Origin of the sequence: Psychrobacter sp. ASPA161_9, assembly GCF_051970275.1 — a bacterium.
Lineage (GTDB): Bacteria > Pseudomonadota > Gammaproteobacteria > Pseudomonadales > Moraxellaceae > Psychrobacter.
Window position 1 is genome coordinate 48,380 of record NZ_JBEFNI010000007.1, and the last position, 15,307, is coordinate 63,686.

The window sequence follows — 15,307 nt, forward strand, 5'->3', positions numbered from 1 at the left end:
CCTTACATTTTTTCAATTCGTTCTACTTTATGTCTTTTTCACAAAAGTCTTATTAGGCCTCAAAGACACGTATACAAATTGTCATGTTTCTTGCATGTGTTCAATACCAGTATATTAAATTAAAACGTGCATTATGAATCATTATCTTTTATGCAGTTTTTTCATTTATTGTTCCTCAATTGAAAAACAAATTAAATCTAAAAATAAAATTATACAGATTTGTCATATATGCAGTACTAAGGAGAGAAGTCAGTGTCTACTACAACCAGTACATTCGGTGGTTTAGCACAGCAGCTAACTAATGCAGGTATCGTTAGCGAAGCGCACATGAAAACAGCACAGACTGAGTCGCAACAACAGCAAATCAGTCTCGTTTCTTATTTAGTAGACCATAATATGGCCAATGCCTATCAACTTGCCCTGTTGATGTCGCAATCATTTGGCGATCCCTTTTTCGATCTGAGCGTGCTTAGTAACGATGTCATCCCAAAAGATTTAGTTGATGAAAAAATTGTCCGTAAATTTAATGCCCTGCCTATCTTTAAACGCGGCCAGCGAGTATTTGTTGCTTTAAGTGATCCTACCCGTATCGATGCGATTGATGCGATTGCTTTTAATTCGCGTCTATCTGTTGAAACGGTGGTGGTCGAAGAAGACAAGCTCAAAAAACGTATTGATAGTGTCTATGCAGATACCATGCAGAGTTTTGGTAACTTCGCTGATGGCGACTTAAATGTTGGCTTTGAAGACACTGAAGAGGATGACAGCGAGACCACTCTTACCGACAGTATTGATGAGGCACCCGTTGTAAAGTTCGTTAATAAGATGCTAGTTGACGCTATTCGTATGGGCGCATCTGACTTACATTTTGAGCCATATGAGAAGTCTTATCGCGTGCGCTTTCGAGTCGACGGGGTAATGGAAAAAATGGCAAACCCGCCTGTGCAATTAGCAGGAAAAATCGCAGCCCGTCTTAAAGTCATGTCACAAATGGATATCTCAGAGCGCCGCGTACCACAAGATGGCCGTATTAAGCTTAAGTTATCTAAAAATAAGGCTATCGACTTTCGAGTGAACTCTTTGCCAACGCTATTCGGTGAAAAGGTCGTGCTGCGTATTTTAGATCCCTCTGCGGCGATGCTTGGTATCGACGCTTTGGGTTATGAGCCTGATCAAAAAGAGATGTTTTTGGAAGCGCTTCACAAACCGCAGGGCATGTTATTAATTACTGGTCCTACAGGCTCTGGTAAAACGGTATCGTTATATACAGGTATCAACATTTTGAACACTGGAGCGACCAATATATCTACAGCAGAAGATCCTGTTGAAATTAACCTTGAGGGGATCAATCAGGTCAACGTCAACGCTAAAGTAGGTCTGACCTTTTCCAATGCTTTAAAATCGTTTTTGCGTCAAGATCCAGACATCGTCATGGTTGGTGAGATTCGTGATCTTGAGACCGCTGAGATTGCCATTAAGGCAGCACAAACCGGCCATATGGTACTGTCAACTCTCCATACTAACTCTGCTCCGGAAACTTTGACTCGATTACGGAATATGGGCGTAGCATCTTTTAATATTGCTACCTCAGTCAACTTAGTTATTGCTCAGCGACTAGCACGACGTTTATGCAAAAATTGCAAAACTGTGCTTGATGTACCGAGGCAGAGCTTACTTGAGGTTGGCTTTACCGATGATGATCTCGACGATCCAAATAGTACCATCTATGAGCCAGTCGGTTGTAGCGAGTGCCGTGAAGGCTACAAAGGTCGTGTGGGTATTTATGAGGTTATGAAAGTCAGCCCAGATATTTCACGCATTATTATGGAAGACGGTAATGCGATCGATATCAAAGATGCTGCTGTCAAAAATGGCTTTCGTGATTTGCGACGCTCAGGCATTTTAAAAGTATTGCAAGGTGTCACTAGTATTCAAGAAATGATGCGGGTAACTTCTGAATAATATCAAGTGAAAACTAGTAGCTGTAATAAGCTACTCGATGACCATTCAAAAAACACTTACCAAATAACGCTGATTAAAGCATACAGATTACGAAAAACTTGAGGGTAAAGATATGGCACAGGCTAAGACTGATATGCTACTAGACTTTGTCTATGACGGGGTCAATCGGCGTGGACAAAAAATCAAAGGTGAGACCACGGGTCGCAGTTTAGAGATTGCAAAAGCGACTTTGCGTAAACAAGGTATCACGGTTAAAACTATTAAGAAAAAACCCAAACCTTTATTTAAAATGAAGAAAGCCATTAAGCCTATTGATATCGCTATTTTTGCCCGTCAGTTGGCCACTATGATGAAAGCTGGGGTACCCTTGACCCAATCATTTGAGATTGTCGCTGATTCATTAGACAACCCAAGTATGAAAGACTTGGTATTACAAATCAAAGCTGATATTGAAGCTGGTGGTACTTTTGCCTCTGCGCTACGTAGGCATCCGCGCTATTTTGACGATCTGTTCTGTTCTCTTGTCGATTCTGGTGAGCAATCAGGTGCGCTTGAAACTATGCTTGAACGTGTCGCTACCTATAAAGAAAAAAGCGAGCTACTCAAAGCCAAAATCAAAAAAGCTATGAAATATCCTATTGCGGTAATCGTCGTTGCCTTGATCGTCACAATCATATTGCTTATTAAAGTTGTTCCTGTATTCTCTGGTTTATTCGAATCTTTTGGCGCAGAATTACCTGCTTTTACCCAGATGGTTGTCGCCATGTCGGACTGGATGCAAACGTGGTGGTTTATTCTTATTATCGTAATTGGTGGTTCTATCGCTGGCTTTTCTGAAGCCAAGAAACGATCTAAGAAATTTCGTGACTTTCTCGACCGTGCTGCTCTAAAAGCGCCAATATTTGGCAATATTGCTTATCAAGCCGTTATCGCACGCTTCGCTCGCACACTATCAACGACCTTCGCCGCTGGTGTACCTCTAATTGATGCTTTAGACTCTACTGCTGGTGCCGCTAACAATGTGGTATTTTACAATGCCATTCAACAAATCAAGAATGATGTATCAACTGGTCAACAGTTGCAGTTTTCAATGCGTACGACTAATCTGTTCCCAAGCTTAGCGATTCAAATGGTTGGTATCGGTGAGGAATCAGGTAGCTTAGAAGAGATGCTCGATAAGGTAGCCGTATATTATGAAAACGAAGTTGATAATGCGGTTGATGGCTTGACCAGCTTAATGGAGCCATTAATCATGGCAGTATTAGGTGTGTTAGTAGGTGGCTTGGTCATTGCCATGTACTTACCAATCTTCCAAATGGGCTCAGTAGTAGGGTAGCAAAGTAATGCAATTGATAGAATTATTACAAAGTAATATGACCTTGGCGCTAATAGTATTTGCGATATTAGGCCTTTGTGTAGGTAGTTTTTTGAATGTAGTGATTCATCGTATACCGCTAATGATGGTTTACAGCTGGCGACAAGAATGTAGCCAGTTTATGTCTCAGCAAATAGATATGCCGCATAAGCATACTAAAGCTCTGATGGACGTTACTGCAAAGGATACGCCTATCACTTTGAGTAAACCAGCGTCACGTTGCCCTCACTGCGCGCACAAAATTAAATGGTATGAAAATATACCGTTAATAAGCTGGCTAGTACTACGTGGACGCTGCTCTGCTTGTGACGCTGCAATCGGTGCACGTTATCCTATTGTGGAGCTTGTCACTGCACTATTATCAGCATTGGTTATCTACCAATTCGGTGTTACTGCTACTGGGTTGTCTGCTCTTGTACTGGTATGGACGCTTATTGCCTTAACAGGAATCGATTTTGATACTCAGCTATTACCTGATCGGCTGACTTTCCCATTAGCAGGGCTTGGTTTAGCGGTTAATTCTCAAAGCTGGTTTGTCTCCCCTACCCAATCGATTTGGGGATTATTGCTCGGGTTCTTATCATTATGGATAGTGGTCAAGGTGTTCTATCTTATAACCAAAAAACACGGTATGGGGCAAGGTGATTTCAAACTATTAGCCGTACTAGGTGCTTGGCTTGGACCAATGATGTTACCGTTAATCATCCTCCTGTCGTCTTTACTTGGCTCAATCGTCGGTATTATCTTGATGAAAAGACATGGTGAGAGCCAACCCTTCGCTTTTGGACCTTATATCGCTGTCGCTGGAATAGTTGCATTACTCTATGGCTCCGACATCGTTAATTGGTACTTGAATATGTACGTTTAATAGGCTTATCTCAATTTTTTGGCAAAATACTTAGTGATAACATGCTTATGATAGGATTACAATATAGTAAACCAACACTCATATCCTTGTTATCTATAAACGTTAAGCTAGTAAGTTAGCGATATTTACTGAGTCGTATGAGCTGAGTCATCTAATATTTAGGTGGACAATTACCCTCCCTATTAATCTACTAGCCAAATAAGTCACTGTTATGTCAATACACTCTAAAAAATCAATACCTCAACGACAGCAAGCAAAAATGCAAAATAAAACCTTGGTAGTTGGGTTAACAGGCGGTATTGGCAGTGGTAAATCGGCGGCTAGTGATTGGTTCGCGTCACAAGGGATTGATATCATTGATGCTGACGTAATTGCTCATGAAGTAGTGGCGAAAGGCAGTCCCACTTTATACAAAATTCAGAAAAAACTTGGTGATTGGGTGGTTGACGCAGAGGGTAACATGGATCGGGCAGCTGTACGCACACATGTATTTTCTAATCCTGCTTCCCTTATTAAACTTGAAGAGATTACTCACCCCGCTATTCGTGAGACTGCGAAGAAACAACTGGCAGCAAGCACCTCACCGTATATTATATTATCAGCACCGCTACTAATTGAGGCAGCTGAGGCAGGGCTTGCTAATTTATGCCAACGTATCTTAGTTATTGATGCAGATGAAGACACCCAGCTTGCACGCGCAAGTTTGCGTGATGAGCAAAGTATGATTAAGATAAAAGCCATCATGGCTAACCAACTTGACCGCACTGAGCGTAATCGTCATGCTGACGATCTAGTCGTTAATGAAGAAGATTTAGCAAGTTTACATCAACAACTAGAACCACTACACCAAAACTACCTTAAGCTTGCCCAGCAGCTAAAGTACGCTGCCGATTGACCTCGTAAAGAGCCATACCTGTAGCAACACTGACATTAAGACTCTGTAGGTTGCCATGCTCGTTGCCCGACATGGGAATATATACCAGCTCGTCGCAACTTTCAGTAGTCAGTCGGCGCATGCCTTCACCTTCTGATCCCATAATTATAGCGGTCTTTCCGGTTAAATCTGCTGCGTGTATTGGTTTAGCATCTTCATTGAGCGCCGTACCGAACACAAAAACACCTGCGTTTTTAATGCGTGTAAGTGTACGCGCTAGATTGGTCACACTAATAATAGGCATCATCTCAGCTGCCCCTACCGAGACCTTAGCTACCGTCGGTGTTAGGCTTGCTGCATGATGCTTTGGACAAATGACCGCATCCACACCCATCGCTACTGCTGTACGCAAGCAAGCGCCAAAGTTATGCGCATCGGTAATCTGATCGAGTACCAACAATAAACATTGATCACGTCCGATAATAGTATCTAACAAGCCTTCATCTGCAAACCCCAATGGGCGAGCATGCATTACAACGCCTTGGTGCTGCGGGCTACCACATAGTTGAGTAAGCTTGTCTTTTTGCGTCGGTTGCATACTGACGCCATTTGCTTGGGCTTGCGCAATAATGGCTTTTACATGACTATCGCTCTCACGACCTTGTTGCACAAATAAACTGAGCGCATCAAGCGAACGATGTTCAAGCAAAGCATCAATGGCATGAATACCATAAAAATAGCTGGGTTTTGCCATAATAGGCCTACTGATAAAAAGTGAATATCGCTTAGTACGATACGAGTTAGAATATTACGATATCTATAGATAACTTATCAAACATGAGTATAAGGGTAAATATAGATTGTTGTCGCTGTTAAAATAAAAAGATTATAACCAAAGTGATGGTGCTACCTTGGTTATAACCTTATGTATGTGTCACTTTACGATTAACTGTCTCTTTAATACTAACCTTCTAGATGACAGACGTATTGTACAATTTCTTCGGTACGCAGGTTAAAACTGCTATTGCCTTCAACCACAAATGATTGACCAGCACGATAATAGCTGAATTCTTCATCACCATTAATTTTGACTTCACATTCACCGCTGGTAATCTCAATACGCTCAGAAGTATTGGTGCTGAAATGGTATCGCTCAACAGTATTATCACAGGGTAAAATGACACCCAATGTTTTGTGGCGACCATCTTCAAACATAATGGTATGGCTTGAACAACGCCCATCATATGATACTGTAGCTTGAGCATTGACCGTTACGTTAGTATATTGTGCCGCTGACATAGTGGCTTCCTTATCAAATAATTATTGCTAAACTAAAAAATAAGTGTCTTATGACATTACAGTTTAAACCTTCATCTCTAACACAGCTTATTTTAAAACAGCTGCTTTTAACATAGTTATTTTTTAAATAAACATATTATGTTATTGGTTTAATAACCTAAACCCTTATCCTTCAACGTTTCCGTGTCTATTCACTCAAAATCCCTAACGATAATATGTGTATATACTGTGGCAGAAGTTTATGATTAAGTGAGTTTATGCTACCACATTATATCTAAAAAGTTTGTTAAAGCATTGCTGAAAATATCGTTCATGATTTAAACTAACTTTAGACCATTACTCTTAAACCACTGCTATGTATACCGATATTGATATCAATTGATAAGTTTTAGTGTTGTAAAACAAGCATGTAATTAATTCAAAATAACGCACTAAACACAGTTGCTTTTCATAAGCCTTATAGTTAGTCTAACTGAGATTATTGATGATAATTTCCAAAAAATTTATGTGACTTTATACGAATAATAGCTACAAAAATTTGTATTTAAATTATGTTGTCACCATATATCATCTGACTGTTTGACCCTAATTAAGATCCTAACTATAAGATCTTATTCAATGTTAGTTGTCCACCATGAGAGACTTTAATGCTTTTATCGTTAACCTTATATCAGTTTGCGCTGATTGCTGAACATGAGCTAAGCGTTGCTGAAGGCTTTAATGTCATTACCGGTGAGACAGGGGCCGGCAAGTCGTTACTCCTTGATGCATTATCACTTTGTATAGGTGAGCGAGCAGATAGCGCAATGGTTAGACATGGTGCTGCTCATGCCGATATATATGCTCAGTTTGATGTGACAAGTAACACTATTATAGCCGATTGGTTTATTCAAAATGAGCGCTCGTTGGATGAGCCGGAAATCTTGATTCGACGCCAACTTAGCAATAGTGGGCGTTCAAAAGCGTGGCTGAATGGTACGCCCGTGAGCTTAGCAGAATTGAAAAGTTTAGGTGCACTACTCGTCAATATCCATAGCCAACATGCCCAACAAGCGCTGCTAAAGCCGCAGTTTGTGGTGCAATGGCTTGATGAGATGGCGCAAATTACACCACTTGCAACACAAACCGCTAGTAGCTACCAACAGTATCAACGACTAAAACGCCAAGCGGACGAGATTGCTAGTCGTGAAGCTCAGCGCCAAGACCGTATCCAGCTCTTGCAAAGCCAACTAGCAGATATTGCACCATTGTTAGCCGTCGATTATGCGGATGTCGAAGCCGAGCACGAAGAGCTTTCTAATATAGAAGCTTTGATGACGGAGGCCAGTCATGGTCTGCACCTGCTTGATAATGACACTGATGAGCCAGACGTCATGACCTTGCTAGGTCAAGCGATTAAACTGTGTGATAACCAAATGAGCGTCAGCCAAACTTTTGAGCAAGCCTCTGAGCAGCTACATCTAGCACAACAGCAGATCACTGAGGTGACTGCTATGCTTTCAGATTATGCTGAACAGCAATTACCTGATCCTGAGCGCTTGCAAGCGTTAGATAGCCTTATCAGTCTAGGGCATCGCTTATCACGCAAACATAGCTTGCCAGCTAGCGACTTAATCGCTGAAGCTAAAATGTGGGAAGCGCAGTTAGAGCAATTAGAAAATGAGCCAAGCAGTGATGCAATGGCGGCGCAAATTGAGCAAGCGTGGCAAGACTATTTAGCGCTAGCTACGCAATTAAATAAAGAACGCTCGAAAGCGGCGCCAGTTGTAAGTAAACAACTTATCAAGCAATTACAGCCTCTTGCCCTGCCTAATGCGCGCTGTGAATTTTTCTTTACCAAAAAGGCAGATCCTAATCATTATAATGCGCAAGGCTGTTATGACATCGACCTGTTATTCAGTGCCAACGTTGGTATGCCGATGCAGCCGCTACATAAAATTGCCTCGGGTGGTGAATTGTCGCGTATGGCGCTGGTCATGCAAGTCTTGCAAGTAACCAATGCTGATAACAATGCTGCTAAGCCTATGCTGGTCTTCGATGAGGTTGATGTCGGTATTAGTGGCGGTACTGCGCAAGTAGTTGGCGAATTATTACGTACACTTGGGCAGACGCAGCAACTGTTAGCGATTACGCATCAAGCACAAGTCGCCGCTCAAGCGCATCAGCATATTCTAGTACAGAAGCATCATCATGAGCAGACACAAAGCGAGCTGATTATTTTGACCAAAGATGCACAGGTAAATGAGCTGGCGCGTATGTCAGGCGGTGTGAACATCACTGATGTCACTCGTGAGCACGCACGTAGTTTATTAACCGATGTAAAATAAAAAAACATTATTAATAAATACGTTGTTGATAAATACGTTGGTAATAGAAAATTAATCCTCATCTCAAGTCTGTTGATTTTTGCTTCTGTTTATTTTCTATATTGCTTTTCTATTTAGTATCGCCATATAGTAGTGTCTAATCTTTTTTATGTTGCGTTTGCCTCTATGTCCAAAGCTAACTTGACCCATCACTTCTTAATTGCAGCGCCTGATCTATCAGACCCACGGTTTGAGAAGGCGTTAATCTATATCTGTCGCCATGATAAACAAGGTGCGTTAGGTTTAATGGTGAATCGTCCACTCGAGCAAGCGCATGTGGGTAAGTTATTAGAAGATTTAGATATCGATGTCACTAACCCTCAGGTTATGGAGGATTTAGCGTTAGAAGGCGGTCCGATGTATCCTGAAGTAGGCTTTGTGCTGCATACCGGTCAGCCAGAATGGGCATCCTCTTTTGCTATCTCAGAAAATGTCTGCATCACTACTAGCCAAGATATTTTGCAACGTATCGCCGCAGGTCAAGGCGTCGGTCATTACCAGCTATGCCTAGGCCACGCCAGCTGGGGCAAAAAACAACTCGATCGCGAGCTTGAAAGCGGCGATTGGCTAGTATGTCCTGCTGATTTAACTTTATTGTTTGATACGCCTTTTGAAGAACGTTGGCAGCTTGCCGCTGAAAAAATCGGGGTTAACTTTGATTATCTCAGTAGCGATATCGGTCATGCATAGTATATTTGCTATGACAGCCAAAAGTAACATCTAAGTTAAAGCAGTTAAACTAAACGAGTTGAGCTTAATAGAAATAGGAAGTACGCATAATTATGGTAGATCCTGATACTACCCTTGAAGCGACCGACACTACTGTCGCCGAACCAGCCATTAAGCCGCATCTTATCTTAGCTTTAGATTATGGGGTTAAAAAGATGGGCATGGCGCTGGGCAATACGATTACCGAAACTGCACGTGCGTTCGATATTTTGGCGATGGATAATGGTCAGCCAGATTGGGATAATTTGTTAGGCATTATCAAGGTGTGGGGCGTGGCAAAGGTTGTGGTCGGGTTACCACTTAACATGGATGGGAGCAGCTCGATGCTGTCAAAGCGTGCGCATAAATTTTCTCGTCGCCTAGCGCATAGAATTATGGAGCAGCATCTACCAGTGGTAGTGACCCTTTGTGACGAGCGCCTGACTTCAGTCGCAGCGCGAGAAATTGCGTGGGAGAATGGTTGGATTAAGCATGAGCGCGACCCAATCGATGATATTTCTGCCTGTATCCTAATGTCGACTTATTTTGCTGATCCTAGTAGCAGTATCGCCATCGACGCCATCAAAGCTGATTAATTAAGCGGACTAAGTAAGCGACAGTTTTTCTGTTTAAATACCGCTAATTTCTGACATATCGTCACTCTACATGGATAAATGCCTGATTATTATGCCCATTGTCTCAGACCAATCCACGCAACATGGCTTTGCGCCGCTCGCTATCGCACGTATTAAAGGTGCACAGCGCGCAAACCAGATAGCGATCTATCTAATCTATGCCGCTATCATCGCTTTTATGGTCTTTGGCACTATTGCCAGTATCAAAGCGTTCCATGACAATCAACTACTCTATCGGTTGTTTTTTAATCTACCCTATGCGCTGATAGCCCTGACCATCCCCATCACTATTTATGATGGTCTCGTCATCTATCGCTATCGGTTGAGCCAACCTTCGATGATTGCGCTAAGTATTGGAGTATCCACCATCATACTGGTTGGTGGATTATTATTTGCCGATACCGCATGGTTGGGACTGGCCTCATGGCTAGGCGTGGCGTTTTTATTCAGAGCTAACTTTAAGCGCTTCTTTAATTTTTTAGAAGCCGAAACAGAAGCTGAAGAGGATCTGACTAACGAACCTGCCACTGCTGAAGCATTGCAACAAGCTCCTAAAGAATCTTCAATCGATAGCAATCCCTAAATTCACTACTCATTTATAATATAACTACTATGACTACTTCAATATCTAACACCACTATTAATCATCATCTGGATACCCAAGGGTTAATCTGCCCTGAGCCAGTAATGATGCTACATCGAACCATTCGTAAAGCGGATGCTGGTGAAGTCATTGAAATACTCGCCACTGACCCAGCGACGACTCGTGACATTCCTAATTTTTGCCGTCATTTGGGACATACGCTTGTGCATCAAGAGACGCTTGCTGAAAATGTGAGCTTAAACGTCGATCCTGATGAAATAACTGTCGATGGCGATGATAACGCGCCTATAAGCGCCACGCTTTATCGTTATTTAGTTAAGAAAAAGGATGCTTGAATACGTTCGATAGAACCTATAGCACTAATAACATAAGAGCATTAATAACATAAGGATATCTTTGCTTTGTACGAAATATATCATTCACAAATTAAAGGTAGATAGCGTGTTAGCAACTCAAAAGCAGTATGTACAGTGGTTTGAGAACGAAACCTTACGTCATGCCCGCTGGTTATCTGAAAGCAATCATCTGCCGCCTGCGCGTATTGTATTAGTCGATGACAAAACGACGGCGGATGAAGCTTATCGCTTAGCGTGCGAAGGCACATCACTACTGTGGCACGGTGACTTTCATAATGCGCGGCAATTACTACAAGCCCTCAAACGGCGTATCGAGCGTACCAATGAACGCTCTGAGCAGCGCAAAATAAAGAAAGCAGCTAATAAAACTGTAGCTGAATCCTCAGAGACACCCAAAGACATACCTAACCTATTTCATCAGCAGCGTCAAATTCAAGCCCAGCGCTCGCGCATATTGAGCCGTTTGCTATTAGAGCTGGATACTGACTATGTTAGCCACTTACGGCGTGCGCCCGATGTGAGTACCGCTTGTACAGCAGCTTTTGGCCAGTTAGATAAAGCGGCTGATGAATCCTGCGTACTGTCGTTTCGTGACCTGCAAGGGGCGTTAGGTGCAGCGCAGTGGCGCGAAAAAGGTGTGTCGATTGAAAGCTTAGGTGTGTCGATTTACCCGCATTATGGCGTCTTTGCGCCCACTCGTCACGAGTATGTACAGCTATTACTTGATGCGCCGCTGCCGACTGTAAATAATGTCGCCTACGATATCGGTACTGGCACTGGGTTGCTAGCCATAATTTTAGCGCAGCGCGGTGTGAAACAGGTGATTGCAACAGACTTAAATCCACGTGCTTTGGACTGTGCCAGCGAGAACTTTACACGATTAGAATTAGCTAACGTAAAGTTGCAACAAGCGGATTTGTATCCGACTGATGCGCCGCTGGCCAATCTGATTGTCTGTAATCCACCTTGGCTGCCCGCTAAGCCCAGCTCACCACTCGAATACGCCGTTTATGATGCCAATAGCACAATGCTGCGTGGGTTTTTGCAGGGCGCAAAACAGCACTTAGCGGAGCAAGGAGAGATTTGGTTAATATTGTCCGATTTGGCTGAACATTTGCAGCTGCGTACTCGTGAAGAATTATTGGACTGGTTTGCCAATGCTGGATTAGCAGTGAAATACCGTCTAGATACAAAACCTAAGCATGGTCGCAGCCAAGATGAGACTGATCCACTTTTTGCGGCGCGAAGTGCGGAAGTTACCTCATTATGGTGCTTGCAGCGTGCTTAACATTCAACCGTCGAGTATTGTCTCATGAGCCGCGACCGTGCCGTACAACAGCGCCAACCAAAAGCACTAGCTGTCGATGATGAACCCGCTTATATCACTGAGTTTCGTCAAGCGATGCTGGCACGTGGGCTTGCAACACGCACGCGTAACGCTTATGTCCGCGACCTTCGCTCTTGCGAGCTCACCAATCCTATTGCCCTGACGAAATGGCAAGCGGATGACGTGCTGCACTGCTTATCTACCCTTACTCAAGATGGCAAAACCCCACGCACGCAAGCACGTATGCTCTCAAGCTTGCGGCAGTTCTACCTTTGGATGATTGCCAGTAATCTGCGTGAAGACAATCCTTGCGAGCGTATCAAAAGCCCCAAATTGGGTCGTCCACTGCCCAAAGACTTGGCAGAAGCGGATGTCGATAATCTCCTTGCTGCGCCTGACACTAGCACAGCGCTTGGACTGCGTGATAAAGCCATGCTAGAAGTGCTCTATGCCTGCGGTCTACGAGTCAGCGAATTGATTAATCTGTCGCTTGAACAAGTAAATCTCAATTCTGGTTGGCTACAAATTACGGGGAAAGGTAATAAAACACGTCTAGTGCCATTAGGTGAGTATGCGGCAGATGCGCTGGAAGATTATCTGTCTCATGGGCGCGGCGATTTGATTGCGCATTTGAAATCGGGGAATTGCCAAGCAGTGTTTTTGACCGCGCAAGGTGGTTATATGACGCGGCAGAATTTTTGGTATTTATTAAAGAAGTACGCAAAGGTCGCCAGTATTGATAAAGAGTTATCACCGCATACCCTTCGTCACGCCTTTGCTACCCATCTACTTAATAATGGGGCAGACTTGCGTAGCGTGCAGTTGTTATTGGGGCATAGTGATCTATCAACGACACAGATTTATACTCATGTGGCGACAGCGAGATTGCAGAAATTGCATGCCGAGCATCATCCGAGAGGTTAGTAATGTTTACATTTGATATTAATGAAATACGTAAACTAGGTCGTAATGACAAATGTTGGTGTGGTTCGAATTTAAAGTTTAAACGTTGCCATAAAGATCGCGAACGTGAACAGCCCATTTCTAAAGGCGAAGTTATACAGTATGAACAAAATATATCAAAAAGAGAGGCTTGCTATGCACCTCAAGAACTAAAATCAGAATGTACAAATATAATAAAAGCTCATACTGTCTCTAAATCTAGTGGCTTATCCGATATAGCAGATAATACCAACCATGTTTTAGGATTGAAACAAAATTTAGTAAGTTTTCAAAAAAGCAAAGGTAAACTAAGATTTGAAAGAGTTGGTATAAATAAAGCTTCTACTTTTAGGGGCTTTTGTGCAAAGCATGATAAACAGTTATTTTCATGCTTTGAGGATATACCATTTATAGGTACACAAGAACAGTGTACAGCTCTGACTTATAGATCAGTCGCTAAAGAAATTTATGCTAAAGAAAATGCATTGGATGTCTCAGGTTTCATCAAAAAAATGGATCAAGGAAAACCCCTTATATTTCAAATAAATATTCAAGAACATAATTTCTTTTATCAGTTAGGCTTAGAAGCAGCAATTAATGAATTATATACAATTAAAAATGATGTAGATTCTGAGCTTTTAAGTAAAGGCAATAGCTCTTATAACTTCTTAGTTATAGAGTCCTCATCGCCGATACCAGTTGTAGTTTCATCAGTAATTAATCCTACACAAGACTTCAATGGAAAACCCATACAAGATTTGTCAGATTTAAGCGTAAAGCCTGAATACTTGGTATTCAATGCTTTTTCAAGTGCTGGAAAAGGTTTTGTAGTCTTTAGTTGGTTAAAGAAAGCAAAGATAATAGATAGATTTATCCAATCTTTATTAAGTATTGATAATAGTGAAATGTATAGTTATTTAGTTAATTTCTTTTTTAGCTCTGCTGAGAACTCTTTTATTTCTCCTAGTTGGTGGGAATATTTGAGCGATATACAGCGTAGCAAAATCGAAGAACTCTTCAACATAGGCTCAGATTCGTTTGTAGATGTACCTAGAAATGTTCTTGCTGATAATAATGTCAAATTTACAGGTTGGTATATTGATAATATTTATAGGGTATAGCCATTAGCGAGTATTAGCTGGATTTCTAACCCAGATTTAAAATCTTTATAAAGTATAAACTGGGTTAAGAACGCACTCTAAAACTAAAACCCAATCACAAACTCCACTAATCCGTGCTGCAAACCTGCCCTTTTCTCGTTACAATACTCGTCACAATGTGTAGGCCGTCTGATTAAGCCGCACACCCCCTTTTACTTATCTATTATCCGAGAATCCCATGAGCCATAGACCCCCTGCTGACCTATTGAAAAACGCCCAACACTGGCGTGAAGATATTAATTTTCGCCAAGATGTGCTGGGCAAGCCGTTTGATTTTGCGACCACGTGGGGCATTTTTTCACCGCAAAAGCTAGATGATGGCAGTTTGATGCTGCTTGATTACGTTGATTTTCAAGCGGATGATGATTCGATAGATTTAGGCTGTGGCTATGGCGTACTCGGCATGACGGCAGCGCGTGAATGTCCGAATGGTCTGCATACTTTAATTGATAAAGACTTTATGGCAGTGGAATATGCGCGTCTGAACTGTGAGAAAAATGGTCTAAAAAATGTTGATGTACATTTATCAAACGGCTTTAATCATGTGGCAAAAGACAAAGACTTTAGCCTCGTAATGTCCAACTTGCCAGCCAAGGTAGGAAAAGAGCAGCATTATCTATATTTCCTCGATGCCTATGCGCGCATGCGTAAAGGTGGGCGTTTCTATGTGGTGACGATTAATGGCTTGCGCCAGTTTATGAAGCGCTCATTTACTGAAGTGTTCGGTAATAGCGAAAAAATTAAACAAGGTAAGACTTATACAATTACTATGGCAACCAAAGACTAATAGGCAAATCGATATAAGCGCGCTACAGCGTCAATCTCTTTTGA

15 protein-coding genes are annotated in these 15,307 nt (G+C 42.1%); 13 read left to right on the forward strand and 2 right to left on the reverse strand.

Going from position 1 to position 15,307, the window contains the following annotated elements; all coding sequences use genetic code 11:
• Positions 1 to 252: 252 nt before the first annotated feature.
• From pilB to coaE, 4 genes are all read left to right on the forward strand, one after another.
• Complete coding sequence (gene pilB / locus ACTQ9S_RS09225; protein WP_068325362.1) at positions 253 to 1,962, forward strand: type IV-A pilus assembly ATPase PilB; 1,710 nt, start codon at positions 253 to 255, stop codon at positions 1,960 to 1,962.
• A 112-nt stretch (positions 1,963 to 2,074) separates the two neighbouring features.
• Positions 2,075 to 3,298, forward strand: coding sequence for a type II secretion system F family protein (locus ACTQ9S_RS09230; protein WP_068033674.1), 1,224 nt, complete (start codon positions 2,075 to 2,077; stop codon positions 3,296 to 3,298).
• A gap of 7 nt (positions 3,299 to 3,305) precedes the next feature.
• A complete protein-coding gene (locus ACTQ9S_RS09235) occupies positions 3,306 to 4,205 on the forward strand; it encodes a prepilin peptidase (protein ID WP_440454765.1) in 900 nt (299 codons plus the stop codon).
• 211 nt (positions 4,206 to 4,416) lie between these two features.
• A complete protein-coding gene (gene coaE / locus ACTQ9S_RS09240) occupies positions 4,417 to 5,100 on the forward strand; it encodes a dephospho-CoA kinase (RefSeq protein WP_440454766.1) in 684 nt (227 codons plus the stop codon).
• Here coaE and rlmB read toward each other — a convergent pair.
• Together rlmB and ACTQ9S_RS09250 are read right to left on the reverse strand one after the other, a co-directional pair.
• On the reverse strand, positions 5,063 to 5,833 hold the full coding sequence (gene rlmB, locus ACTQ9S_RS09245) for a 23S rRNA (guanosine(2251)-2'-O)-methyltransferase RlmB (protein WP_440454767.1): 771 nt from the start codon (positions 5,831 to 5,833) through the stop codon (positions 5,063 to 5,065). The genes coaE and rlmB overlap by 38 nt on opposite strands.
• A 209-nt stretch (positions 5,834 to 6,042) precedes the next feature.
• On the reverse strand, positions 6,043 to 6,378 hold the full coding sequence (locus ACTQ9S_RS09250) for a pyrimidine/purine nucleoside phosphorylase (RefSeq protein WP_068033666.1): 336 nt from the start codon (positions 6,376 to 6,378) through the stop codon (positions 6,043 to 6,045).
• Positions 6,379 to 7,025: 647 nt separating this feature from the next.
• Between ACTQ9S_RS09250 and recN the strand changes: the two genes are divergently transcribed.
• From recN to ACTQ9S_RS09295, 9 genes are all read left to right on the forward strand, one after another.
• Positions 7,026 to 8,705, forward strand: coding sequence for a DNA repair protein RecN (recN, locus tag ACTQ9S_RS09255; protein WP_440454768.1), 1,680 nt, complete (start codon positions 7,026 to 7,028; stop codon positions 8,703 to 8,705).
• A gap of 165 nt (positions 8,706 to 8,870) precedes the next feature.
• Positions 8,871 to 9,434: a YqgE/AlgH family protein gene (locus tag ACTQ9S_RS09260; RefSeq protein ID WP_068033662.1), complete on the forward strand. Its 564-nt coding sequence runs from the start codon at positions 8,871 to 8,873 to the stop codon at positions 9,432 to 9,434.
• A gap of 92 nt (positions 9,435 to 9,526) precedes the next feature.
• Positions 9,527 to 10,048 carry a Holliday junction resolvase RuvX gene (gene ruvX / locus ACTQ9S_RS09265; RefSeq protein ID WP_068033660.1) on the forward strand — a complete coding sequence of 174 codons (522 nt, stop codon included), beginning with the start codon at positions 9,527 to 9,529 and terminating at the stop codon, positions 10,046 to 10,048.
• Between the two features lie 91 nt (positions 10,049 to 10,139).
• Positions 10,140 to 10,670: a hypothetical protein gene (locus ACTQ9S_RS09270; protein ID WP_440454769.1), complete on the forward strand. Its 531-nt coding sequence runs from the start codon at positions 10,140 to 10,142 to the stop codon at positions 10,668 to 10,670.
• A 29-nt stretch (positions 10,671 to 10,699) separates the two neighbouring features.
• Entirely contained in the window at positions 10,700 to 11,026 is a 327-nt protein-coding gene (gene tusA, locus ACTQ9S_RS09275) for a sulfurtransferase TusA (protein ID WP_440454770.1), read from the forward strand.
• 106 nt (positions 11,027 to 11,132) lie between these two features.
• Positions 11,133 to 12,335 carry a methyltransferase gene (locus tag ACTQ9S_RS09280; protein ID WP_440454771.1) on the forward strand — a complete coding sequence of 401 codons (1,203 nt, stop codon included), beginning with the start codon at positions 11,133 to 11,135 and terminating at the stop codon, positions 12,333 to 12,335.
• 24 nt (positions 12,336 to 12,359) lie between these two features.
• Positions 12,360 to 13,298, forward strand: a complete 939-nt coding sequence (gene xerD, locus ACTQ9S_RS09285; RefSeq protein ID WP_440454772.1) for a site-specific tyrosine recombinase XerD — start codon at positions 12,360 to 12,362, stop codon at positions 13,296 to 13,298.
• A 2-nt stretch (positions 13,299 to 13,300) separates the two neighbouring features.
• Positions 13,301 to 14,437 carry a YecA family protein gene (locus tag ACTQ9S_RS09290; protein WP_440454773.1) on the forward strand — a complete coding sequence of 379 codons (1,137 nt, stop codon included), beginning with the start codon at positions 13,301 to 13,303 and terminating at the stop codon, positions 14,435 to 14,437.
• Positions 14,438 to 14,654: 217 nt separating this feature from the next.
• A complete protein-coding gene (locus tag ACTQ9S_RS09295; protein ID WP_068325351.1) occupies positions 14,655 to 15,263 on the forward strand; it encodes a class I SAM-dependent methyltransferase in 609 nt (202 codons plus the stop codon).
• Positions 15,264 to 15,307: the final 44 nt, after the last annotated feature.

Bases quoted from the DNA above. Each gene is read 5' to 3' on its own strand.
- ACTQ9S_RS09230 (WP_068033674.1), top strand. From the start codon at position 2,075: ATGGCACAGGCTAAGACTGATATGCTACTAGACTTTGTCTATGACGGG.
- ACTQ9S_RS09235 (WP_440454765.1), top strand. From the start codon at position 3,306: ATGCAATTGATAGAATTATTACAAAGTAATATGACCTTGGCGCTAATA.
- coaE (WP_440454766.1), top strand. From the start codon at position 4,417: ATGTCAATACACTCTAAAAAATCAATACCTCAACGACAGCAAGCAAAA.
- rlmB (WP_440454767.1), bottom strand. From the start codon at position 5,833: ATGGCAAAACCCAGCTATTTTTATGGTATTCATGCCATTGATGCTTTG.
- ACTQ9S_RS09250 (WP_068033666.1), bottom strand. From the start codon at position 6,378: ATGTCAGCGGCACAATATACTAACGTAACGGTCAATGCTCAAGCTACA.
- recN (WP_440454768.1), top strand. From the start codon at position 7,026: ATGCTTTTATCGTTAACCTTATATCAGTTTGCGCTGATTGCTGAACAT.
- ACTQ9S_RS09260 (WP_068033662.1), top strand. From the start codon at position 8,871: ATGTCCAAAGCTAACTTGACCCATCACTTCTTAATTGCAGCGCCTGAT.
- ruvX (WP_068033660.1), top strand. From the start codon at position 9,527: ATGGTAGATCCTGATACTACCCTTGAAGCGACCGACACTACTGTCGCC.
- ACTQ9S_RS09270 (WP_440454769.1), top strand. From the start codon at position 10,140: ATGCCCATTGTCTCAGACCAATCCACGCAACATGGCTTTGCGCCGCTC.
- tusA (WP_440454770.1), top strand. From the start codon at position 10,700: ATGACTACTTCAATATCTAACACCACTATTAATCATCATCTGGATACC.
- xerD (WP_440454772.1), top strand. From the start codon at position 12,360: ATGAGCCGCGACCGTGCCGTACAACAGCGCCAACCAAAAGCACTAGCT.
- ACTQ9S_RS09290 (WP_440454773.1), top strand. From the start codon at position 13,301: ATGTTTACATTTGATATTAATGAAATACGTAAACTAGGTCGTAATGAC.
- ACTQ9S_RS09295 (WP_068325351.1), top strand. From the start codon at position 14,655: ATGAGCCATAGACCCCCTGCTGACCTATTGAAAAACGCCCAACACTGG.